Here is a 22,152-nt window from a genome sequence, read left to right on the forward strand (position 1 = left end):
CTTTGCATTGAAAAACAAAAGCTCTTTAAAATAAAGGAATCTCCCTGATTTGCGCAAAAAGTAGCGCTTAATTTCTACACAGACTTGTTAATAGTTGAGAATAGCGAAATGTTTCCGGCAAGGGGCTTTTTATTTGAGCGACAAAGAGCGTCCTCAAAAAGCAAAAAGCCTCTCTTTTTCCGGTGAGTCAAAAGAGAGGCTTTATATTATTTCAAGGTATTGTTTTGCTTATTTCAAGGAGCGTTTTACTTCCCGTTCTTCGAAGGCTTCGATGATGTCTCCTACTTTAATATCGTTGAAGTTTTTCACACTCATACCACACTCAAATCCTTGTTTCACTTCGTTGACATCGTCTTTGAAACGCTTCAAAGCAGCAATTTCTCCTCCGGTATCACCTCCGTAGATGACAATACCGTCACGGACAACCCGTATTTTCGAATTTCGCTTCACGTATCCATCTACCACATAACATCCGGCTACGGTACCGATTTTACTGATCTTGAAGGTTTCACGGATCTCTACGTTACCCACAATGATTTCTTCGATGTCCGGAGCCAACATACCTTCCATGGCGGCTTTCACATCGTTGATGGCATCGTAGATGACTGAGTACAGACGCACCTCCACATCTTCCTTCTCCGCCAGTTTTTTGGCAGAAGGGGTAGGACGCACCTGGAAACCAATCACAACGGCTTCCGAAGCTGTTGCCAACAAGATATCGGATTCGGAAAGAGGCCCTACGGCTTTGTGGATAATGTTTACTTCCACTTCGTCTGTAGAGAGCTTCAAGAGTGAATCGGAAAGTGCTTCTACCGAACCGTCCACGTCCCCTTTCAGGATGATGTTCAGTTGTTGGAAGTTACCGATGGCAATACGTTTACCGATATCGCTCAGTGTAGTACGTTTGGTGGCCCGGATACTTTGCTCCCGGATAATTTGTTCCCGTTTGGTAGCAATTTCTCTGGCTTCCCGTTCAGAATCCAAGGCGTTCAGTTTGTCTCCGGCTTGTGGTGCTCCGTTCAAGCCGAGCATTTGTACCGGAGTGGAAGGTCCGGCTTTTTTCAGGCGTTTTCCCCGGTGATCGGTCATCGCTTTTACCCGGCCGTAATGGTGACCGGCCAAAATGATGTCTCCCACATTTAAAGTTCCTGACTGTACCAATACGGTGGTGACATAGCCTCTCCCTTTATCCAAAGAAGCTTCTACTACCGTACCGTTGGCATTTTTATTCGGATTGGCTTTCAGTTCCAATACATCTGACTCCAGCAATACGCCTTCTAACAAGTCGTCAATACCTTTTCCTGATTTAGCCGAGATTTCATAACATTGGTATTTACCGCCCCAATCTTCCACCAGAAGATTCATATTGGCTAACTCCTCTTTAATTTTATGAGGGTTGGCAGTCGGTTTATCTACTTTGTTGATGGCAAACACAATCGGCACCCCTGCTACTTGGGCGTGGTTGATTGCTTCCACCGTTTGAGGCATCACGCTGTCGTCCGCTGCAATTACAATAATGACCACATCCGTTACTTTGGCACCCCGAGCCCGCATTGCGGTAAAGGCTTCGTGACCCGGTGTATCCAAGAAGGCAATTCTACGGCCACTTTCGGTGGTTACGTCATATGCACCGATGTGTTGGGTAATCCCTCCGGCTTCTCCTTCTGCCACGGTTGCGCTACGGATATAGTCGAGCAAGGAGGTTTTACCATGGTCAACGTGCCCCATGATAGTGACAATCGGAGCTCTTTCTGCCAGGTCTTCCTCTTTATCGGTTTCCTCCAGTACTACTTCGATTTCCTCTTCAGCAGAAGTAAAGTCTACGTCAAAACCAAACTCGTCAGCAATGATGGTGATGGTTTCAGCATCCAGACGTTGGTTGATGGAAACGAACATTCCCATTGACAGGCATTGAGAGATAATTTGGTTCACACTGATGCTCATCAGGGTGGCTAACTCATTGGCTGAAATAAATTCAGTTACTTTCAATACCTTGGCTTCGTCCAGTTCTCGTTGTTTACGAGCTTCACGAGCGGCATGGAGTGCTGTACGTTTTTCCTTTTTATAATGGCGTTTGGTAGACTTACCACCGGTAGCTCCCCCGCCCATTTTGGCGAGTGTCTTTTTATATGATTCTTGTACTTCTTTTTGAGAGACTTCCTCTTTTGCGGTTTTAGCGCCTTTTTTCTTCCGTCTCGAAGAAGGTGATTTTTTCTCCGCTTGCTGTTTTTGTTGTTGCTGCTGCTGCTGTTGCTGCTCTTCAGAACCTTGTGGCTTGCGCTTGTTCTGAACTTTTACACGTTTCCTCTTACGCTTTTTCTGAGACTGTTCATCCTGTTTGTCATCAGAAGAAGCGACAGGTTTTTGCTTTTTACGAGACTTTTCTGTAGGCAATTCAATTTTCCCTACCACTTTCAATCCCTTCAGCTTATCCGCTTTGGCCTCGATCACATTTCCTTCGCCTTCTATTTCCTGAGTTGCCGTCTCCTCCTGAGCAGCATCGCTGGTTTCCTTAGGTTCAACTTCTGGTTGCTTTTCTTTGATCATTTCTTTTTTAGCAGGTTCATCTTCAGATACTTGGGGAGTCGGTTTTCCGGAATCTTTTTCTGTAGAAGGTTCTTCTATAGGCTCCTGTGTATCTTGTGGTTGGTCTTCCTGAGTGGCAACGGGCTGCGTAGATTCCTGTACAGGCTCTTCTTTTTTCGTTTCTGGAATTGCTGTATTATCTTTCTCTACAGGCGTTGCTTTATCTTCTTGAGACGCTTCCTTTTGTTCTATTACCGGTTCTACTGAAGTAGTCGTTTCGGGAGTTTTTTGGGTGTGTTCTTCCGCGATTGGGGCGGCCTTTTCTTCTTGGGTATGTACAGAAGGTTTTTCTTCAGGCTGCTCTGTCTGCTTTTGAACCTCTTCAGGAGCCTTTTCTTTTTTGGGTGGCTCTTCTTTGGCTACTTTTTTCTTATGTGACTTGGTTTTTTTAAACTGTTCCAGGTCAATTTTGCCAATCACTTTTAAGCCGGAAGGCCTCTGTTCTACTTCCTGAGTTGGGGTTTCTTCAGGTTGAGAGGGCACTTCTTCGGTTTTGTCTTGCTCTTGGGGGACTGTTTCCTCAACCGTTGAGACCGGAGTCTCTTCTTTTGTGGCAGGGAGTTCTTCCTCCGGAGTAGAGGTGGTTTCTTCTACGGTTTCCGTAGTGCTGGTTTGTTCCTCTTCCTCCTCACCTTCTGCAGATTTATCCAGGATAAAAAATTCATCTTCTTCCTCCTCTTCTTTTTTGCTTTTCTGATCAGATTCTATCACAACATTGTGACGGGAGCTGCCGATAGTAAGCACAGAGGCTTCCTGTTTCACTTCCATAGAGTTGTGAAAATCCTTAACCAGCATGTCAAATTGCTCTTGAGTAATTTTCGAGTTCGGTTTGGAATCTACCTTAAACCCTTTGGAAGCCAAGTGTTCTGCGATGGTATGAATACCTACGTTGAGTTCTTTGGCTGCTTTAATTAATCTGATCATTTTTTGATCTCCCATAGAAATGTAATCTGCAAAAGTTCTTTTTATACTAAAAATTGATTAAGTGAGAATCTAATTTCTATCTACCCAATTTGTAAAGTTACACAATGTGTTTTTACAAAGATATCATTTATGCATGTAAAAATTAAATTCTGTCTCCGTATTATAGTATGGAATACTTTTTAGCTGTTTGGGTGTAATGGAATCTGCCGGGGATCGACTGGGAATCCGTAGAGGGAAAAGAACTCGAATTACTCGAATTCTTTTCGCAATATTTCCAAGATAAAATCAATAGATTCTTCTTCCAAGTCGGTTCTGCGAACCAGGTCGTTGCGGCTTACTGCCAATACACTTTTAGCTGTATCCAAACCAATGCGGTTAAGTTCTTCAATCATCCAATCTTCGATCACATCGGTGAATTCTTTCAATTCCACATCTTCCTCCTCATCTTCAAATTCACCCAGTTCCCTGAATACATCGATTTCCATATCCACCAAACGGCTGGCTAATTTGATGTTTTGCCCCCCTTTTCCAATCGCCAAGGATACCTGATCCCGGTTTAAGAAAACAGACACTCGCTTATTTTCCTCATCAATTTTGATATTATTGATTTTGGCAGGGCTTAGCGCACGAGAGATATACAGCTCCAGGTTGTCCGTATAGTTGATCACATCAATATTTTCGTTTTGCAATTCCCGCACGATACTGTGAATCCGCGAGCCTTTCATCCCCACACAGGCACCTACCGGGTCAATTCGGTCATCGTAAGATTCTACGGCCACTTTGGCGCGTTCTCCCGGTTCCCGCACTACTTTTTTGATGGTGATCAAGCCATCGTATACTTCCGGTACTTCACTTTCGAACAAGCGCTCCAAAAACTGTGGAGAGGTTCTTGACAAAATAATTTTAGGGTTGTTATTGACCATTTCCACCCGGTGTACGATTGCCCGGATGGTATCGCCCTTCCGGTAACGGTCTTTGTAAATTTGCTCGTTGCGAGGCAGAGAAAGCTCGTTTTTCTCTCCGTCTACGATGATTAACTCACGGCCCAATGTCTGGTAAACTTCCCCGGTGATAATATCCCCTACCAAGTCCTTGTATTTTTGGAACAAGATATCTTTTTCCAAGTCTTTTACCTTTTGGATCAAGGTCTGCCGGGCTGTCTGTACCATCCTGCGGCCAAAGTCAATGATTTTGACTTCTTCGGCCACTTCTTCACCTACCTCGAAGTCCTCTTCGATCTTTTTGGCATCGCTCAGTCGGATCTGGGTGTTCTCGTTAAATTCTTCGGGATTATCCGCCACGATTTCCCGGTATCTCCAGATTTCCAGGTCACCCTCGTCCACATTAATGATCACATCAAAGTTTTGATCAGAAGCAAACTTTTTCCGAATCATAGTCCGAAACACGTCCTCCAAAATACGGATCATAGTCGGACGGTCTATATTCTTTTTGTTGGAAAAGTCTTGGAACTGTTCAATTAAGACCGAGCTATTCATAAGTTGTTCAAGTTTTTGTTAAAGTTCGGACCTCATCCTTCCCGTTATTTGAAGGAAATGAGCACTTTCGTTTTGTCAATATTTTCAAAGAGAATTTGTACGGGTACAATTTCCACCTTTTTTTTCTTTTTTTCTTTCACTTCTTCATCCAGATCGATTCCCAGTTCGTTGACCGCAGTTAACGTACCGGTTTTTTTCTGGCCGTCTGTCAGTAATACTTCTACTTTCCGTCCCACATTGCTGTGGTATTGCCGGGTCAATTGCAAAGGCTGGTCAATTCCTGGAGAAGAAATTTCCAAGTTGTAGGCGGATTTCATGATATCGCCTTCTTCCAGTTCAAAGCCTACTTTCCGGCTTAATTCGGCACACTGGTTGATTGTTACTCCTTTGTCCCCATCAATGGTTACCAAGATCTTTTTCCCTCTGGGGGTGGGTTTGATTTGCATATCTACCAAAAAGAGTGAATCATCCGGCAGGTGCTTTTCAATAAGTTCAATTATAGTATTCTCCAAGCTCATAATGCTTCTACGGATCAAAGAAAAAAGGGAGCAGAGCCCCCTTTCAATTCAATTTCCATGCAAAGGTAAATTTTTTACACTTTATTTCAAAATGTTCTTTGGTATATCCTTTGCCGGGTTTTCTTCTCTTATAAGCCGATATTGGACTTGAAGAGTTTGATTGCGATAGCCAGCAGGATGATTCCAAAGACTTTTCGAAGGATATTGGTCCCGCTTTTCCCCAACTTTTTGGAGAGCCAATCGGTGGACTTCAAGACAATATACACAAAAATCAGGTTCAAAATGATACCGATCAGAATGTTGATCTGATGATATTCCGCTTTTAGTGAGAGGATGGTAGTCATGGTACCGGCTCCGGCAATCAGGGGGAATGCCAAAGGGACAATGGAACTTTCATTCGTTTCGGCACTTTCTTTAAATAAATCGATCCCCAAGACCATTTCCAAACCTAACAGGAAGAGCACTATGGCCCCGGCAATGGCGAAGGATTCCACATCTAAGCCGAAGAGTTTTAACAGAGATTCCCCCAAAAATACAAACAATACCATAATCACCCCCGCTACCAAAGTGGCTTTGATCGATTGGATATGGCCGGCTTTCTTGCGCAAGTCAATGATAATGGGCAATGATCCGATGATGTCGATGACTGAGAATAAAATCAAAGTGACCGAGATGATTTCTTTGAAATTGAGCATTGGTTTAAAAATTTGGGGCGAATATACGTTTTTTTACTCTTACCAGTCAAGGCCCGGAAGGCTTATCGTATGGAAAAACAATGTTTACAAGGCCGGATAAAATTTCTCTACCGGCAAGGGCTATTGCTTACTTTTCTATAGGAATACTTAGGTTTTTTCTTGTTAAAATACCAATTTTAGCATAGTATAACGGCTGTATTTTGGCAGCCTCTTTCAGGCTTTTTTAAAAAAGCTTCCTTACTAAATTCCTGATAGAGAGTTTTTAAAGTCATATTTTTTTAGTAAAATGGAAGAGGTATTTTGAAGGGTAAAGAAGAGTTGAAAGAGGGGTTGTATGTATAAAATACTGGAATATAGAAGTTTAGCTTGATAGATGGCCAATCCGAATATACTTTTTCAAAATAGTAGTACTAGGGCAGAGTAAAAGCAATTCTTTACTCTGTCTGTTTCTTTGTAATTATTTGAATTAACTAAAGTCCAAACTCAACCTATTTGTGTACACATGGAAAATTTTGTTTACGTGATTCCTTTGGCAGGTATCATTGGCCTGCTTTACACAGCATTTCAGTTTTTTTGGGTCTCCAAACAGGATGATGGAAATGACAGAATGCGTGATCTTGCCGGGCATATAGCCGAAGGTGCTATGGCCTTTCTCAAAGCCGAATGGAGGGTATTGTTTGTCTTCGCCTTGGTGGTATCCCTCTTGCTGGGCTGGTCGGGTACATTAATTGAAACGTCCAGTTGGATTATCGGGCTCTCCTTTGTCATTGGGGCCTTCTTCTCGGCACTTGCCGGGTACATCGGGATGAAAATCGCAACCCGTGCAAATGTTCGGACTACCCAGGCGGCACGCTCCAGCCTTGCCACGGCATTAAAGATCTCTTTTGCCGGAGGTTCGGTGATGGGCATGGGAGTAGCCGGATTGGCCGTATTAGGCTTAGGAAGTTTGTTTATTATTCTGGTGGGTTTGTTTGTCCCGGAAGGAGAGGCGGCCACTAGTAAATATATGACTACTGCCATTGAAGTGCTGGCCGGGTTTTCCCTGGGAGCGGAAAGTATCGCGTTGTTTGCCAGAGTAGGGGGGGGGATTTATACGAAAGCTGCGGATGTAGGGGCCGACCTGGTGGGGAAAGTGGAAGCCGGTATCCCGGAAGATGATCCGCGCAATCCGGCTACCATTGCCGATAATGTAGGAGATAATGTAGGGGATGTAGCGGGTATGGGAGCTGATTTGTTCGGTTCTTATGTGGCTACCATACTGGCTTCTATGGTATTAGGGCATGAAATTAGTGCGGTGGATCAATTTGGAGGAATGTCTCCTATTTTGCTTCCGATGGTGATTGCAGGGGTGGGTTTACTTTTTTCTATAGTGGGGACGTTTTTCGTGACGATTAAGAATGAACAGGACAGTGTACAAAAAGCCTTGAACCTGGGCAACTGGTCTTCGATCGTGTTTACAGCCATTGCTGCTTATTTTTTAGTGAACTGGATGTTACCGGAAACTTTAAGTATTCGCAACTTTGAGTTCCGCAACATGGATGTCTTCTGGGCCATTGTCGTAGGGTTGGTGGTAGGGGCCTTAATGAGTGTGATTACCGAGTACTATACTTCCATGGGGCGCAGGCCGGTAAATACCATTGTACAGCAGTCCTCTACCGGGCATGCCACCAATGTGATCGGAGGGCTTTCGGTCGGTATGGAATCCACTGTGTTGCCGGTTATCGTATTGGCGGGAGGAATTATCGTTTCTTACTCTTTTGCCGGCTTGTACGGGGTGGCCATTGCCGCAGCAGGAATGATGGCGACCACAGCCATGCAATTGGCTATTGATGCGTTTGGGCCGATTGCCGACAATGCCGGAGGAATAGCGGAGATGTCAGGCCTTCCCAAAGAGGTAAGAGAGCGTACGGACAACCTGGATGCCGTAGGGAATACCACGGCCGCTACGGGAAAAGGGTTTGCCATTGCCTCGGCAGCATTAACGGCTTTGGCCTTGTTTGCGGCTTTTGTAGGTGTGGCAGGCATCAGTTCCATTGATATCTTTAAAGCTCCTGTACTCGGAGCCCTGTTTGTCGGGGCCATGATTCCCTTTATTTTTTCATCTTTGGCTATCGCAGCTGTGGGACGTGCCGCCATGGATATGGTCAAAGAAGTGCGAAGGCAGTTTAAGGAAATTCCGGGGATTATGGAAAACAAAGCCGAACCCGAATACAAACGCTGTGTGGACATTTCCACACGGGCCTCGATTCGCGAAATGATTTTGCCAGGAGCTATCGCTCTGTTAGTGCCTGTGTTGGTGGGTTTTGGGTTCAAAGATGTATTTACAGATACACCTTCCGCAGAAATTTTAGGAGGGCTTTTGGCCGGGATTACCGTTTCGGGAGTTTTGATGGGAATGTTTCAAAACAATGCCGGAGGCGCATGGGACAATGCGAAAAAGTCCTTTGAAAAAGGAGTGGAAATCGATGGGAAAATGGAGTTCAAAGGCTCTGATGCACACAAATCTTCTGTGACTGGCGATACGGTAGGAGATCCTTTTAAAGACACTTCAGGTCCTTCCATGAATATTTTGATCAAGTTGACCTCTATTGTATCGTTGGTGATTGCCCCGCATATCGCAGTAAACCTTGGTACCGGACACGGATTGGGTGAAGAAGCAAATACGACAAAACCTAAGTTTGTTCAGGAAGGGTCTCTGCCTACCGGAGCTACTCCTGCCCATTTGGAAAATGAAATCATTGAATTCAATGATTATGCACCGTTGGAGTTTACTACTGTCTTTTTTGCGGAGACCTTGGCCCTGAAAAAGTCGCACTACGAATGGTTGGAAGGATTGGTAGCAAAATTATCCAAAGACTCATCGGTAAAGTTGGTGTTTGAAGCCCGGTCCAGTCAGAAAGTTTCTTTTAATCAGATTTCCCGCGAGCGGGAAATGAAAGATTATTTTCATTCAAAAGGCATAGATTCCAACCGGATTTCTTTGGAATTGCATGAAAATTCAAAAAATCAAAATAGTCTTAATATCAAGATCATTCAATAAAAATTGAACAGTCATCAGGGGTTTGCTTGGTGACTGTTACTGTTTTTTTGACAGAGGCAAAATACACTTACCCCAAAGGGATAGTTGATCCACTTTAAAAGCTTGTTTTCAATTTTCAGCAACTGAAAAAGCAGTTTGTTTATCCAGGCTGATGGTTTTTTCAAGTTGTGCTCCCCGGAAGAGGACGTTGACCGAACAAGGTTTTGTGCCATTCTTACAAAGAGTACGGGTAGAAATAAGGTAAAATTCCAATATGCTTTCTTTTGCTTTGTCCATGCCTGTTTTTTTAAGGCATTCTGCAAACTTGTCAACGTGTATCTTCTGTAGTGCTGATTGGCCTCATCATGGGCACTCCACAAAAAATTGTAAGCAGGGACGAATACCAATAACCAACCTCCGGGCCGGAGCACACGGAACCATTCGTGTAAGGCTTTTTCTTCATCTTGAATGTGCTCTAACACATCAGAGGCAATAATGAGATCAAACGAATCATTTTCGAAAGCCAATTTAGCTCCGTCCATGACCTGTACATTTTTCAAACCTCTTTTTTGGGCCAGTTGAATGGCCGGGGCACTGACATCGATTCCCGTAAGGTTGTGAAAGCCCCGGTTTTCTAGTTCTATGAGCAAGGGTCCGCCGGCACAGCCAATGTCTAATAGGGCGCTATCTGCGTTGAGGGGCAAATGTTGTATACATTGATGCAGCATGTGCCTCCTGCCTAAAAACCACCAATGTTGTTCTTCATAAATATGGTATTTTTGTTCAAAAGAGATGTCCATTAGGATGAAGTCTTGTGTTGGATATTACTTTGGTCGATAATGTACAAAGGGCGTTTGCGTACATCGGCTCCGATCCGGCTGATGTATTCTCCAATGATGCCAATGGAGATTAATTGAATCCCTCCTAAAAATAAAATGCTTACCATTAGAGACGCCCAGCCGGGTACCGTGTCTTTTAACATCAGCTTGGCATACAAGGTATATATCATCAATATGAAGGCTACTCCGGATACCATAAAACCTGAAACAGAAGCCAATTTTAAGGGGAAATCGGAAAAAGAGGTAATGCCATCCAAAGCAAATTTAAACATTTTACGCAATGTGTATCCTGACTTTCCTCCTTTGCGTACTTCCCGGTCGTATTCAATATACGTTTGGCGGAAGCCGATCCAGCTGATCTGTCCGCGAAGGAATTTATTCTGTTCGGGCATTTGTTTGAGCACATTCAGTACCTTATGATCAATGATACGGAAGTCTCCGGTATCTACCGGGACATGGATGGACGTGATTCTGGTGAGGATGCGGTAAAACAATTTTGCCGTCCAGAGTTTAAACAAACTCTCCCCGGGTCTGTGTTTGCGTTTGGCAAATACGACCTCATAACCTTCAAGGGATTTGTTGTACAGGTCTTTGATGGTTTCGGGGGGGTCCTGTAAGTCACCGTCTATAATGACCACCCTGTCTCCTTTGGCATGGTTGAGTCCGGCCGTAACAGCTACCTGATGACCAAAATTTCTGCTCAATGTAATGTACTTTACTTTTAAGTCTTGTTGTGCCAGGGCCATCAACATGGCGGAGGAGGCATCCTGACTTCCATCGTTGACAAAAATTAATTCGTAGTGTTGACAAAGGGTATGCAATACATACGAAAGCCTGCGATAAAGCTCATGTATGCTTTTCTCTTCGTTGTAAATCGGGATGACTACAGACAATTTAGGTCGATCCATGTTTTGGTAGCTTGTAGTTTAATTAGCATATGACAATGTACCCTTGAACAGGCAAAATACTCGTAACCCCATTTGTGTTCGTTGTGGTATCACTCATTTTTAATACCTGATTTAATATTTGCTTTGGGGCTTTTGATAAAATGAAGTGGTTTACTCTTATAGTTTTTGACCGAAAATGGAATCCGAGTTGGCTCATCAAGGCACTTTTTGAAGAGGATAGCCAAAGCTATTGTTGCAAAAAGTAACACAGAGGAGGCGTTTTTGAAACATTTTTCAGGAAAAATAAAAAGTTTAATTCACTTCAAAATCTTAAAAAAATCCCAAGCCGCTTTAGAGAATAATTACCGGATAACTTGAGCATGGGTATTGTCAAAAGAAGTACGGAAATGATAAACATACAACGAAAATAGAACTTTCTCTGGGGAGATAAAAAAGAAAAAGCCTTTTATGAAAAGGCAAAAGGGATTAATTACGAAAACGTGAATGAGTATCGTACAAGGGGGAGGGCTGCGAATGCCGGATCAATAATTGATATCCAGGTCTAATTCTTCCTCGTTGTAAGAGTTGGAAGACGTATGACTCATAATGGTGTCCCGCATCACTTTTTTCAAAAGCTTGCCGGTGTTTTTTTCGTCTTGCAACATTTCATAGAGGTTTTGGGCCAATTCATAATAACCCAAGGCATGGGCATAGAGCATGATCGCTTTATAACCGGCAATGTCTTGAGAATGGAGCTCCCGGATGGTGGTGATAATGGCAATGTCCAATACTTCGGGATTCTCAATACGGGTAAGGAATTTATCTGTTTCGCTCATAAGGCCCAGAGTGCCTTCACAAATCTCACCCAACGAACTGGAATGCAATTGTGTGAAGATGATTTCCAGCTTTTCAATATGCCGCTTGGCATGGTCCAAGCACAATTCGATGATGTTTTTTAATTGCAGTGAATGAATGTGTTGAATCAGTTTAGGGAAGAGTTCAACTTGTTGACATTCGGAATCATAGCGATCTTTTAAAAATTCGATCAGCAATTGCCTCAAATTATTGATCGGTTCCATAATCCTACCTATTAGATAAAAAGATATATTTAGAGTTTCGATTAGTCCCGTATTTTGCTAGTAGAAAGCCTTTTTATAAGCACTCATAAAGACGTTTTTGGAAGATAATCCATGATAAAATGTGGCTGTAATTTTATCAGTGCTTGTCTATGATGTATTTTATTTTTTTGCTAAAACGAGGGATAATCCCAATACATGCCCTTATCAATGTACTCAATTTTTTACAATTTTAAAATGATTCCTCTGAGAAATAGACTAGTAGAAATTGCCTAATTTGCTACATTTGCCAGATTGAAAAAGGCATTTCCTATTATTGCTGCTTTAAGCATAACCAATATTATCTACATGCAGGGATTCAAAAAATTATTGATCATATTCTTACTACTTGGCGGAGTACATTATGTTAAAGGTCAAACGTGGATAGGAGGGAGTGGCTTTGCCAGTGCCAGCAGTAGTCTGATTACCCCCTCTGTCAAATCGGCTCAGATCATTGGGGCCGGAGGAGGCCTGGTATTCCGGCATATGTCACAAAAACACTTTGGGATCCAGTTGGAGCTGAACTATGTGCAGAAGGGTTGGCAACAAAACTTCAATACCGGGGAAAATGTACAAAACCATATTGATTACCTGGAATTGCCTATGTACAGTCATATTTCTTTTGGAAATAAGTTCAAAATATTTGTCGATTTAGGGGTGTACGGAGCGATGGCGATTCGCAATAGTGTGAGCGGAGTGACAGAACCGGATACCTCTACTCCGGTGTACCTTTATGATGAGTCTCAGGATGCCAAGTTTGATTTTGGTGTTGGAGGAGGAGGAGGGCTGGGGTATGATATCGGAGTAGGAATGATTCAAGTCGATGTAAAGTACAATGTAGGGTTAAATTATGTGATGGACCGCTTCCGGCCGAACACACCAGACCGCTCGTATAATACTGCTTTTAAATTAGGAATTTCTTATCTTATACCTTTGGGAAAATCATCCACTGATAATTGATCTATCTGTGATAAGGCAAGGTAAAATTTCTTTCAAAGGTTGGCTCTCGTTCTACGGGCTATTGTTTGTGTTCTCTCACTGTACCATCAGCCCTGATGATACATGGGTTACCGTTAAAACCGCCAACCAGGAAGAAAGGTTGATTGTCTTGCCCGATAGTTCTACGGTATGGTTGAATGCCAACAGTTCTCTTAGCTATCCGCAAGAATGGAAGGAGGAAGTCCGGGATGTGAAACTCTCGGGCGAAGGGTATTTTACGGTGCAACAATCGGTACAACCCTTTCGGGTATTGAACGGAAAGTTGAAAGCAGCTACCTACCAGGGTATATTTGATGTGCAAGCGCGAGAGCATGAAGAAGTGTGCCGGGTGGTCACCGTTACCGGGCAAGTATTGTTAAGCACATTAGCCCAATCCGAAGAGCAGTTGCGTCTAGGCCCTGGCCTGGCAGGGATTTTTGATCAACAAACCGGAAAAGTATACATGGAGCCTAACCGTGATCCGAATGTGTTGGCTTGGAGAAGTAAGCGTTTGGTGTTTTCTCAAGCGAATATGCGGTATGTACTAAATGTTTTGGAAAATTATTTTCACATCCAAATCCGCTTACAAAACCCCCTTTTGTACAATTGTACTTTTTCCGGTACATTTCATAAACCTTCATTAGAAGAAGTATTGAAAGTTTTAGCCTTACAGTTTGCTCATTCGGCAATCTATCAGGATGGAAGCACTTATTTGCTTGCCGGAGAGTATTGTAAATAATAGCACTTTTTCCTTTTGTAAAAAAAATATCTTTCTGGTGAATTATGGGTATACTTTTTTGAGATTCCTGCGTATAGTATGTAGTGACTTTTTTATCTCAACAATAACATACATTTAAAATAATGAATCATTCAACAGAAAATGTTACATTGTATGCCTTGTTTCTTTCTGATATTCTGAAAAATTATGAGAATAAGAAAGAGGAATACCCGGACTTGTTTCAAATGGTTGAAGAACTTGACTTGAGTGAGCCGTTTAACAAGGTGCCAATTAAGGTGTACAATGAGATGTGTGCATGGATTGAAGAAAATTTAGGGAAATTTAATTTGATCAGAGTCGGACGGAATGTAGGGGAATCTATTTACCAGGGTATGTTGGATTCCGGGGCCATTACGACATCCACAAAGCCATTGGAAATTATGAAAACCTTAATCAAAATGGCTGAAACAATGATCCAGGATCCGGAAAAACGAGGTTGGGAGATTGCCGCATCTTCCGAACACTCTATTCAAATGAGGCGTACACAAACGTTTAACAGCAAGCTTCAATTAGGAGTACTTGACGGCCTCATCCGAAAAGCAGGTGTCGGAGGAGTAAAAGTAGACTTGGTCAAGGATGTGGAAGCCGGAGACGAATTTGATGAATTTTTGATCTCTTGGGTATAAAGAAGCTAAAATACTTGTTCCAAAAAGAGCTTGCTTGTTTTCACAAGCAAGCTCTTTTTTTATATGGTTTATTGAAAAATAGTTAACTCATGGGGTGAAAGCTTTTTCCCTTATAAAGCAATTAGCCAGGCTTCCAATTGGTCCATCGCTGATTTTACTTCAGGAGCAATTTTATGAATATACTCCACAAGTGGCATGTTTTGGTAAATCTGATGGTGGTTCAGGGCATGTTTTCCTTCAAAGTTGACAAAAGCCAAGCGGCTTGTTAATTCCTCCGGACTCCGGCCAAAGTCATGGCCCGGTAAGAAAGCGATGCCCGTATCCTTTAACAGTTGCTTACATAATTCTACGGAAGTGAAAATGTTTTTTTTCTGTAATGCATCCCGGTAATGCTCAAAATCAATGAATAAATAAAAGGCCCCGTCAGGTTCCATTACTTGAATGTTTAATTGAGTTAACCGGTGGACTAAGTGAGTGGCAATTCTTTTGAGAATTTGCCTGGAAAGATGTAGGTAATGGTCAATATCCGCACCGCCTTCGAAGGCGCGTATGGCTGCATATTGAATGGGGGCAGAGGTAGAGGTATACGTTTCTGAGGCGACAATGGCCATGGCATCTAAGAGCCAGTGCAAGTTGGCCGGAAAACTAAACGTACCGAGTCGCCACCCTCCGGCACCGCACCATTTACTAAGCCCGCTACTGATGATGGTGCCTTCCGGGTAGAATTCGGCAATGGAACGGTGAAGGCCTTCAAAGTGCAAACGGCCGTAAATTTCATCGGAAATAAGAATAACTTTATACTTTCTGGCTACTTCCGCAATCTCTTCTAAAGACTTTGGGGAATACGTGCATCCCGTGGGGTTGGCCGGGTAGTTTAAGATAACCACTCGCGGGCGGGAGGGGTCTGTCCGGCACAGGTAGTCGAGCTGTTCGGCGGTCATTTGCCAACGGTTCGCAGCTTCTGTGGGTAGGATATGTACATTCCGGCCTACGATACGGGCTTGTGGAGAATAGGATACCCAACCGGGAGCGGGGATGATCAAATCACCATAATACACCAGTTGTAAGATGAAAATCAATTCTTTGGAACCCGGACCGATCATGATGTCTTCCGCACGGCATTCAATACCGTATTCTTGTTGATTGAAACGGGCAAGGGTTTGGCGTAAGGGGTATAAGCCTTTTACGGGCAAGTAATCTTTTTCATGGGCAAATTCGCGAAGCTTGGCCACGACCGATTCGGGTACGGGAAAGGGAGATTGTCCTAAACCCATTTTATACACTTTTTTACCTTGGGCGATGAGTTCATTGCTTTTCTCGTTGATGGCCAAGGTGGCAGAAGGGGATAAGCCCCGTACATTCAAATTGAGGGAGTTAGGATGCTCAGAGGAAATCATGGCTGCTATGTGTTTATGATCGCAAATTGAGTTGCAGATGAAAAAGTGAACCCCTCAGGAGGTTTTTTTAAGAAGTGTATCAAGGCTTGAAAAGTTCATGAAAAAAGCTAAATTTTATTGAAAGGGAAATAGGGTGGAAGGGCTTGATATACCCGGTATTTGACATGTACTTAAAATGATAAAAGTTAATATTGCCCAAGCGGATTTTTTTCTTCTCAACAAAGAGTTTCCGTAGTAAATTCGCTTGTTAAGCTTATAAAAGGAAAATGTAAAAAAGAAAGAAAGTGTTGTAATCTATTGGTATTTAGAGGGTTCCTGGGTGCAGCTTTGTATTTATTAGATAATTTTAGTGTAATTATGAATGAGTCTAGATTTAATGAGCTACTTTTGCAGGCCGATTCACAAAGAGCAGGACTGCCGGATTATGAACTAATGCCAATTTTAAATTTTTCTGCAAGGGCATATAGTTGAGTGAAACCTACTGAACGTGAAGGTGGATTACCTTTTTCAAAAAGTGCTTGGCTTTTCTACTATATGATGAAGCATTTCAAATGTAGCAGAATAAGCACTTCCGGTATTGCTTTTTGAGGAAAACTCAAACCGGCAATTACCCATAAAAAACGGATAAATATTCCCTGTCTTTTTTATATGACAGATAAATCATTTATCCTGTTCCCCGCAGCCTGCAACTGTTGACGGAATACACCGGGTTTGGCTTGCCAATTGTGTTAAAGAAAGAAGCAAGTGTACAGAACGGTGTGAAGGAGTGCTTTGCCAATCCGCTGGCAGTTTTCAGAAAGTGACGTATGGTTTTAGTGCGCACTTGGTGTTTGTGAACAATTCAAAATGTGAAACTGGTTATTCTTATCCCTAATAAATTTTATGATTTCTAACACTCAATCTTTGGAAAATGATCATGTGGTAATTGGAATGGTATTGTTGGAAGATACCATGGGTTTTGATAGTCAGAAATTAGTAAGAGCATTGCAAGAAGATTGGCAATTGGAGGTTCAGTCATTTGAGCAGGATGAGAATGCTTTGGTGGTTGCTTTGGAAGAGCATAATCTTGTTTTTGGGCATATTCCTTCGAAAGTTTCCACTGAAGAAATTGAATTATGTGCGGAAATTGCTTATTTCTGGGAAAATGTGCAAGAAGATATCGAACGGTATCAAGGGCATGTGGTGGTTTCCGTATTGGGTAACTATGGAGGAAAGGTGAAGCAATACTCTATTTTAACCAAAGCAATCGCTTCCGTACTCCATCAAACCAATGCTTTGGGAGTGTATATGCATACGCAAACTCTTTTGTTGCCTAAAGAAGTGTTTTTGAACGAAGCAAAGAGCCTTTTGGAAAATCGTTTGCCTTTGTACAATTGGGTGTATTTCGGCTTGGGAAGAACCGAAGAAAAGCATTTTGGTTATACGTTCGGGTTACAGGAATTTGGTTACCCCGAATTTGAAGTACTGGACTCCGGACGATCCATGGAAGAATTGACACATTTTTTATATGACCTGACCTATTATGTGATGCAATCCAACGTGATCTTGGAAGATGGGGTAAGTATCGGAAGTTGTGCCGAACAAACCGTGAAAGTGGAATACTCGGAAGGGGTGCGTTTGGAAGGCAAAACTTTGAAACTGGCCTATTAGTTAGGCGTACTTAAAGTACAGGTTTGAATAATCGAGAAATATTTCTTTGGAAAGAGTTACTATAAAACAAGAAGGCCGTCATCATGACGGCCTTCTTGTTTCTATGAATGCTAAGGATTAAGAATACATCTCAATACTGCGCTTGATAAAGGATGTCAAGCTAGCACCACTCAATTTATTTTGTGACAATAAGGCCAGGTCATATGCCTGTTTTACCAATTGCTGTTGTTCTTCCTCGTTTTCCGATTTCAGAATTTTACCAATCATAGAATGGTTTCCATTGATGGCGATGTTTTCTTGTACGGGCATTGCACCAAACATATTCATCCCACCACCTGATTTGGCCATTTCTTCCATTCTTCGCATAAATTCAGGCAAAGTGATGGTCACAGGCATATCATCGGCCGGAAGGGCCTCTACCTTTAAGTCCAGCTTGTCGTTATTCAAGGCTTTTTTGAAGATTTCCACAATCTTTTCTTCTTCGCTTTTGCTTAAAACAGACTCTACTTTCTCCCCCTTATCGATCAAGCGTTCGACAATATCAGCATCAACCCGCTTTAAGCTTACTTTTTCAAATTTGCTCTCGATCGTACCGATAAAGTGACTGTCCAACGGGCCGTCCAAACGCAATACATCATAGCCTTTGTTTTTTGCCGACTGAATGTAAGTATCTTGTTTGCCTTCTTCATTGGTATACAGTAATACCCGCGTTTGGTCTTTGTCTGTTTGGGTAGGCTCTATTTTAGTGAGGTATTCTTCCACCGTGTAGTATTTGTCGTCGTTGACACTTTGCAGCAGAGAGAAGTTTTTGGCTTTGTCATAAAATTTCTCTTCGGCAATCATACCGTATTTCACAAATAAACCAATGCTTTCCCACTTCTCTTCAAACCCTTGTCTGTCAGACTTAAACAAGTCGTGCAGTTTGTCCGCTACTTTTTTGGTAATGTAATTGTTGATTTTCTTTACATTACTATCCGATTGCAAGTAGCTTCGCGATACATTCAACGGAATGTCCGGAGAATCGATCACCCCGTGCATTAACATCAGGAATTCAGGAACGATGTCTTTTACTTCATCGGTGATGAATACCTGGCGAGAGTATAATTGAATTTTATCTTTGTGCAGGGTAAGGTCATTTTTAACCTTAGGGAAATACAATACACCGGTCAGGTTAAAAGGATAGTCCACATTGAGGTGAATCCAGAACAAGGGATCTTCCGAAAGCGGATAGAGTTCTCTGTAGAAGTTCAGGTAGTCCTCCTCTTTCAGATCATTAGGAGTTTTTACCCACAGAGGCTCTGTGTTGTTGATAATATTGTCCTTCTGTACTTTTTGCTCTTTGTCGTCTTCGCCTTTTTCGCTGACTTCGCGCGTTCCGAATACGATTTGTACAGGTAAGAATTTACAGTATTTTTTCAGAATGCCTTCGATGCGATGGTCTTCCAAAAACTCCAGGCTATCCTCATTTACATGCAAAATGATATCCGTGCCCCGTTCTGTTTTTTCGGCTTGCTTGATTTCAAAATCCGTAGTGCCGGTACATTCCCAGTGTGCGGCCTGCGTCCCTTCCTTATACGATTGGGTGATGATTTCTACCTTATTCGCCACCATAAAGGCCGAATAGAAACCTAATCCGAACTTACCAATGATTTGGCTGGTGTCCGCATCTTTGTATTTTTCTAAAAATTCCGTAGCTCCGGAAAAAGCAATCTGATTGATGTACTTTTTGATTTCCTCGGCAGTCATACCGATTCCCCGGTCGCTGATGGTAATGGTTTTGGCCTCTTTATCAATTGCAACCCGGACCTTGGTATCTCCCAAATCGCCACTATATTCCCCCATGGCAGCCAGTTTCTCTACCTTCTGCGTAGCATCTACGGCATTAGAAACCAGTTCCCTTAAAAATATTTCGTGATCAGAGTAAAGAAACTTTTTGATAATCGGAAAAATATTCTCGGTATTTACCGAAATCGTACCTTTCTCTTGCATGATTGTCTTTTAGTTTTATTCAGTGAAAAAATCTTAAATATATTTTATCTTTTCTGCCAAAGCATTGCATGGAGTAGCAGCGCTTCTTTCTTCCGGGTTTTTCAAATACTATTCCAGGCAATCAAGGCGGAAATTTTGACAGGAAATATGACAAAGAGCCCTTCGGGAAGAGAAGCCGGTATGACAAGATGGGCAGTAATCAACTACCGGGAGGTCAACAAGTGGGTGGCAGGTCTATCCTCCCGGCAGTTTTTTTAGTATTTTGCAAGCTTAAAGATTCCTCTTTTTAAGCTCTTTCACCGCATAATCACAAGCTCTGGCAGTTAAAGCCATATAGGTGAGGGAAGGGTTTTGACAAGCAGAGGAGGTCATACAAGAACCATCCGTAATAAATACATTGGGAACATCATGCATTTGATTAAAGGCATTTAAGACGGACGTTTTCGGATCTTTTCCCATACGGGCCGTACCCATCTCATGAATACCTAAGCCCGGAGATGCGCCATAATCATACGTCTGTACATTTTTGATCCCTGCCGTTTCCAACATTTCCGCGGCGGATTCCTTTATGTCTTTACGCATGGTCATTTCATTTTCTTTAAATGAACAATTGATGGATAAGGTCGGCTGTCCCCATTTGTCTACGACATTTTTATTGAGGGTTACCTTATTTTCTTCATACGGAAGACACTCACCAAAACCAATCAGGCCCATTCGCCAAGGACCGGGTTGGGTCAGAGAATCTTTAAATTCCGCTCCGAATTCAGTCCCTTGGTTGCCGCTACCCCATCCGGTACGACTGGCCCCACCTTGATAGCCAAAGCCCCGGATATAATCAGTTCTTTGCTCTTCAATGTTTCTGAATCGCGGAATATAAATGCCATTCGGACGTCTGCCTTTGTAATATTGATCCGAAAAGCCATCGTATTCCCCGGCAGCGCCAAGCATGAAATGGTGGTCCATCAGGTTTTGCCCTACCTGACCACTGGAATTTCCAAAACCATTGGGGAAGTATTCACTCTGGGAGTTTAACAGAATGGATGTGGTGCCCAAGGTTGAGGCATTCAGGAAAATAATTTTTGCATAGTATTCCATGACTTCACTGCTTTCGGCATCGATAATGCGCACTCCCACAGCCCGTTTCTTTTCTGCATCATAAATAATCTCGTTGACAATCGAGTGAGGCCTTAAGGTCAGGTTACCGGTTTTTTGAGCAGCCGGTAAGGTGGAGGATTGTGTGCTGAAATAAGCTCCGTAAGGGCACCCTCGGATACAACGGTTTCGATACATACACTGCCCACGGCCATTGTGTGGTTGTGTCAAATTGGCTGTACGGCCAATGGTCATGATCCGGTCCGTATAGTTTTCCCGTATTTTCTGAGCCACATGCTTTTCCAGGCAGTTCATTTCCATAGGCGGGAGGAATTTGCCGTCCGGTAGTTGTGACAGACCTTCGGCTTGCCCACTGATGCCAACAAAAGACTCTACATAGTCATACCAAGGAGCGAGGTCTTTATAACGTATGGGCCAATCCACAGCAATACCGTCTTGGGCATTGGCGGCAAAATCCATTTCACTCCAGCGGTACGATTGTCGCCCCCACATCAAAGAACGGCCACCTACATGGTAGCCTCGGATCCAGTCAAAACGCTGTTCTTCGGTGTAGGGGTTTTCTTTGTCATTGACAAACAAATGTTTGGTTTGCTCGGTAAAAGCATAGGTACGCTGTTGTACCGGGCTGTTTTCTTTTTCTTTCGTGGTCAATTTTCCCCGGAGAGGAAACTCCCAGGGGTTTTTCATGGCCGTAGTGTAATCTTTGATATGCTGAATATTTCTTCCCCGCTCTAACATTAATGTTTTTAATCCTTTTTCGCAAAGCTCTTTAGCAGCCCATCCTCCACTGATTCCCGAGCCTACTACAATGGCATCGTATGTATTTTCTTGTTTAGCTTTTATATTCAAATTCATAATTTACTATCGGTTTGGGTTAGTTTGACTGAAGCTTGCGCTTCATTTCGTTACAGTGCATTAGGTAGCCCAGGCTTTTTGACCTTCCTCTATGGTAAAACAAGGGTTAAATTCGCCAGGGATGGCCAGGTATTCCAGGGCTTGGGTTGCCCCGGGTTCCGAAGTGAAGTAGCCCAATAAGGTGAGTTCTTTCAATTGAAAAAAGAAAGCCTTTTTGGCAGAAGGGTCTTCGGACGTTGATTGGGCTTTTTCAGCATTTTGGGTCAATGCTTCTTTTTGCTGTTCGAGTGTACATTTCAAAAAGGAGTCTCCGAATTGCTCTTGACATTCTCCGTTCAAGGTGTTTAGCCCTTCTACAAACGCTTGTTGTTCTTCTTGAGAATAGCATTTTTGTAATGCCAAATCGATGAATTCGGGAACATGGGCAGCTTTGGCACCAGGAGTGTCGGTAGTTGGAATAATAAGTTCGGTCAGTTCAGCCAGCAACGTTGCTTGCTCTTCTGTAAAAAATACGGGGGTCCAGTCCAGTTTTTGGGTGGGTTGACACCCGGAAAGAATGCTGGCAATGGCAGGTGCGGAAAGTGTTCCTCCCATCAGGATGCCCACGCGTTTAAGTACTTCTCTTCTGTCCATAATATTTTATGGTTTCATGTTTAAATAGAATATTGTTTTTATTTTGCTTCTAAA

General features: G+C 42.8%; 16 protein-coding genes. 5 read left to right on the plus strand and 11 right to left on the minus strand.

Annotation, left to right across the window (positions count from 1 at the left end):
* Window positions 1–228 precede the first annotated feature (228 nt).
* From infB to AAG747_RS08390, 4 genes are all read right to left on the minus strand, one after another.
* Window positions 229–3,510, minus strand: a complete 3,282-nt coding sequence (gene infB, locus AAG747_RS08375) for a translation initiation factor IF-2 (RefSeq protein WP_346820703.1) — start codon at window positions 3,508–3,510, stop codon at window positions 229–231.
* 248 nt (window positions 3,511–3,758) lie between these two features.
* On the minus strand, window positions 3,759–5,006 hold the full coding sequence (gene nusA / locus AAG747_RS08380) for a transcription termination factor NusA (protein WP_346820704.1): 1,248 nt from the start codon (window positions 5,004–5,006) through the stop codon (window positions 3,759–3,761).
* Window positions 5,007–5,050: 44 nt separating this feature from the next.
* Complete coding sequence (locus tag AAG747_RS08385; RefSeq protein ID WP_346820705.1) at window positions 5,051–5,524, minus strand: ribosome maturation factor RimP; 474 nt, start codon at window positions 5,522–5,524, stop codon at window positions 5,051–5,053.
* 128 nt (window positions 5,525–5,652) lie between these two features.
* Window positions 5,653–6,219 carry a MarC family protein gene (locus AAG747_RS08390; RefSeq protein ID WP_346820706.1) on the minus strand — a complete coding sequence of 189 codons (567 nt, stop codon included), beginning with the start codon at window positions 6,217–6,219 and terminating at the stop codon, window positions 5,653–5,655.
* A 502-nt stretch (window positions 6,220–6,721) separates the two neighbouring features.
* Between AAG747_RS08390 and AAG747_RS08395 the strand changes: the two genes are divergently transcribed.
* Window positions 6,722–9,259 (plus strand): sodium-translocating pyrophosphatase, encoded by a 2,538-nt coding sequence (locus AAG747_RS08395; RefSeq protein ID WP_346820707.1) that lies wholly within the window; start codon window positions 6,722–6,724, stop codon window positions 9,257–9,259.
* 14 nt (window positions 9,260–9,273) lie between these two features.
* On the opposite strand, the gene AAG747_RS08400 is transcribed toward AAG747_RS08395, so the two are convergent.
* The 3 genes from AAG747_RS08400 to AAG747_RS08410 form a co-directional block, all read right to left on the minus strand.
* Complete coding sequence (locus AAG747_RS08400) at window positions 9,274–10,038, minus strand: class I SAM-dependent methyltransferase (protein WP_346820708.1); 765 nt, start codon at window positions 10,036–10,038, stop codon at window positions 9,274–9,276.
* Entirely contained in the window at window positions 10,038–10,985 is a 948-nt protein-coding gene (locus AAG747_RS08405; RefSeq protein WP_346820709.1) for a glycosyltransferase family 2 protein, read from the minus strand. Before AAG747_RS08405 ends, AAG747_RS08400 begins: the two co-directional genes overlap by 1 nt.
* Window positions 10,986–11,506: 521 nt before the next feature.
* Window positions 11,507–12,043, minus strand: coding sequence for a YciE/YciF ferroxidase family protein (locus AAG747_RS08410; protein WP_346820710.1), 537 nt, complete (start codon window positions 12,041–12,043; stop codon window positions 11,507–11,509).
* Between the two features lie 345 nt (window positions 12,044–12,388).
* Here AAG747_RS08410 and AAG747_RS08415 point away from each other — a divergent pair, with 345 nt between their 5' ends.
* The 3 genes from AAG747_RS08415 to AAG747_RS08425 all read left to right on the plus strand — a co-directional run bounded on the left by AAG747_RS08415 (window position 12,389) and on the right by AAG747_RS08425 (window position 14,461).
* Entirely contained in the window at window positions 12,389–13,039 is a 651-nt protein-coding gene (locus AAG747_RS08415; protein WP_346820711.1) for an outer membrane beta-barrel protein, read from the plus strand.
* Between the two features lie 7 nt (window positions 13,040–13,046).
* The gene (locus tag AAG747_RS08420; RefSeq protein ID WP_346820712.1) at window positions 13,047–13,796 is read left to right on the plus strand and encodes a FecR family protein; all 750 of its coding nucleotides are present in this window, start codon (window positions 13,047–13,049) and stop codon (window positions 13,794–13,796) included.
* Between the two features lie 122 nt (window positions 13,797–13,918).
* Window positions 13,919–14,461 (plus strand): hypothetical protein, encoded by a 543-nt coding sequence (locus AAG747_RS08425; protein ID WP_346820713.1) that lies wholly within the window; start codon window positions 13,919–13,921, stop codon window positions 14,459–14,461.
* A 110-nt stretch (window positions 14,462–14,571) separates the two neighbouring features.
* Here AAG747_RS08425 and AAG747_RS08430 read toward each other — a convergent pair whose 3' ends face one another.
* On the minus strand, window positions 14,572–15,858 hold the full coding sequence (locus tag AAG747_RS08430) for a pyridoxal phosphate-dependent aminotransferase (protein WP_346820714.1): 1,287 nt from the start codon (window positions 15,856–15,858) through the stop codon (window positions 14,572–14,574).
* Between the two features lie 882 nt (window positions 15,859–16,740).
* Between AAG747_RS08430 and AAG747_RS08435 the strand changes: the two genes are divergently transcribed.
* Complete coding sequence (locus AAG747_RS08435) at window positions 16,741–17,508, plus strand: DUF4261 domain-containing protein (RefSeq protein ID WP_346820715.1); 768 nt, start codon at window positions 16,741–16,743, stop codon at window positions 17,506–17,508.
* A 117-nt stretch (window positions 17,509–17,625) separates the two neighbouring features.
* Here the strand turns inward: AAG747_RS08435 and htpG are convergent, their stop codons facing one another.
* The 3 genes from htpG to AAG747_RS08450 form a co-directional block, all read right to left on the minus strand.
* Window positions 17,626–19,497 (minus strand): molecular chaperone HtpG, encoded by a 1,872-nt coding sequence (gene htpG, locus AAG747_RS08440; RefSeq protein WP_346820716.1) that lies wholly within the window; start codon window positions 19,495–19,497, stop codon window positions 17,626–17,628.
* 270 nt (window positions 19,498–19,767) lie between these two features.
* Window positions 19,768–21,465 (minus strand): GMC oxidoreductase, encoded by a 1,698-nt coding sequence (locus tag AAG747_RS08445; protein WP_346820717.1) that lies wholly within the window; start codon window positions 21,463–21,465, stop codon window positions 19,768–19,770.
* Window positions 21,466–21,525: 60 nt separating this feature from the next.
* Window positions 21,526–22,098, minus strand: coding sequence for a gluconate 2-dehydrogenase subunit 3 family protein (locus AAG747_RS08450; protein WP_346820718.1), 573 nt, complete (start codon window positions 22,096–22,098; stop codon window positions 21,526–21,528).
* Between the last annotated feature and the right edge of the window lie 54 nt (window positions 22,099–22,152).

The sequence above is a fragment of the Rapidithrix thailandica genome, assembly GCF_039710355.1.
Lineage (GTDB): Bacteria > Bacteroidota > Bacteroidia > Cytophagales > Flammeovirgaceae > Rapidithrix > Rapidithrix thailandica.

What these genes read in the sequence shown, in the direction of transcription:
- infB (WP_346820703.1), bottom strand. Translation starts at nt 3,510, where the DNA reads ATGATCAGATTAATTAAAGCAGCCAAAGAACTCAACGTAGGTATTCAT.
- nusA (WP_346820704.1), bottom strand. Translation starts at nt 5,006, where the DNA reads ATGAATAGCTCGGTCTTAATTGAACAGTTCCAAGACTTTTCCAACAAA.
- AAG747_RS08385 (WP_346820705.1), bottom strand. Translation starts at nt 5,524, where the DNA reads ATGAGCTTGGAGAATACTATAATTGAACTTATTGAAAAGCACCTGCCG.
- AAG747_RS08390 (WP_346820706.1), bottom strand. Translation starts at nt 6,219, where the DNA reads ATGCTCAATTTCAAAGAAATCATCTCGGTCACTTTGATTTTATTCTCA.
- AAG747_RS08395 (WP_346820707.1), top strand. Translation starts at nt 6,722, where the DNA reads ATGGAAAATTTTGTTTACGTGATTCCTTTGGCAGGTATCATTGGCCTG.
- AAG747_RS08400 (WP_346820708.1), bottom strand. Translation starts at nt 10,038, where the DNA reads ATGGACATCTCTTTTGAACAAAAATACCATATTTATGAAGAACAACAT.
- AAG747_RS08405 (WP_346820709.1), bottom strand. Translation starts at nt 10,985, where the DNA reads ATGGATCGACCTAAATTGTCTGTAGTCATCCCGATTTACAACGAAGAG.
- AAG747_RS08410 (WP_346820710.1), bottom strand. Translation starts at nt 12,043, where the DNA reads ATGGAACCGATCAATAATTTGAGGCAATTGCTGATCGAATTTTTAAAA.
- AAG747_RS08415 (WP_346820711.1), top strand. Translation starts at nt 12,389, where the DNA reads ATGCAGGGATTCAAAAAATTATTGATCATATTCTTACTACTTGGCGGA.
- AAG747_RS08425 (WP_346820713.1), top strand. Translation starts at nt 13,919, where the DNA reads ATGAATCATTCAACAGAAAATGTTACATTGTATGCCTTGTTTCTTTCT.
- AAG747_RS08430 (WP_346820714.1), bottom strand. Translation starts at nt 15,858, where the DNA reads ATGATTTCCTCTGAGCATCCTAACTCCCTCAATTTGAATGTACGGGGC.
- AAG747_RS08435 (WP_346820715.1), top strand. Translation starts at nt 16,741, where the DNA reads ATGATTTCTAACACTCAATCTTTGGAAAATGATCATGTGGTAATTGGA.
- htpG (WP_346820716.1), bottom strand. Translation starts at nt 19,497, where the DNA reads ATGCAAGAGAAAGGTACGATTTCGGTAAATACCGAGAATATTTTTCCG.
- AAG747_RS08445 (WP_346820717.1), bottom strand. Translation starts at nt 21,465, where the DNA reads ATGAATTTGAATATAAAAGCTAAACAAGAAAATACATACGATGCCATT.
- AAG747_RS08450 (WP_346820718.1), bottom strand. Translation starts at nt 22,098, where the DNA reads ATGGACAGAAGAGAAGTACTTAAACGCGTGGGCATCCTGATGGGAGGA.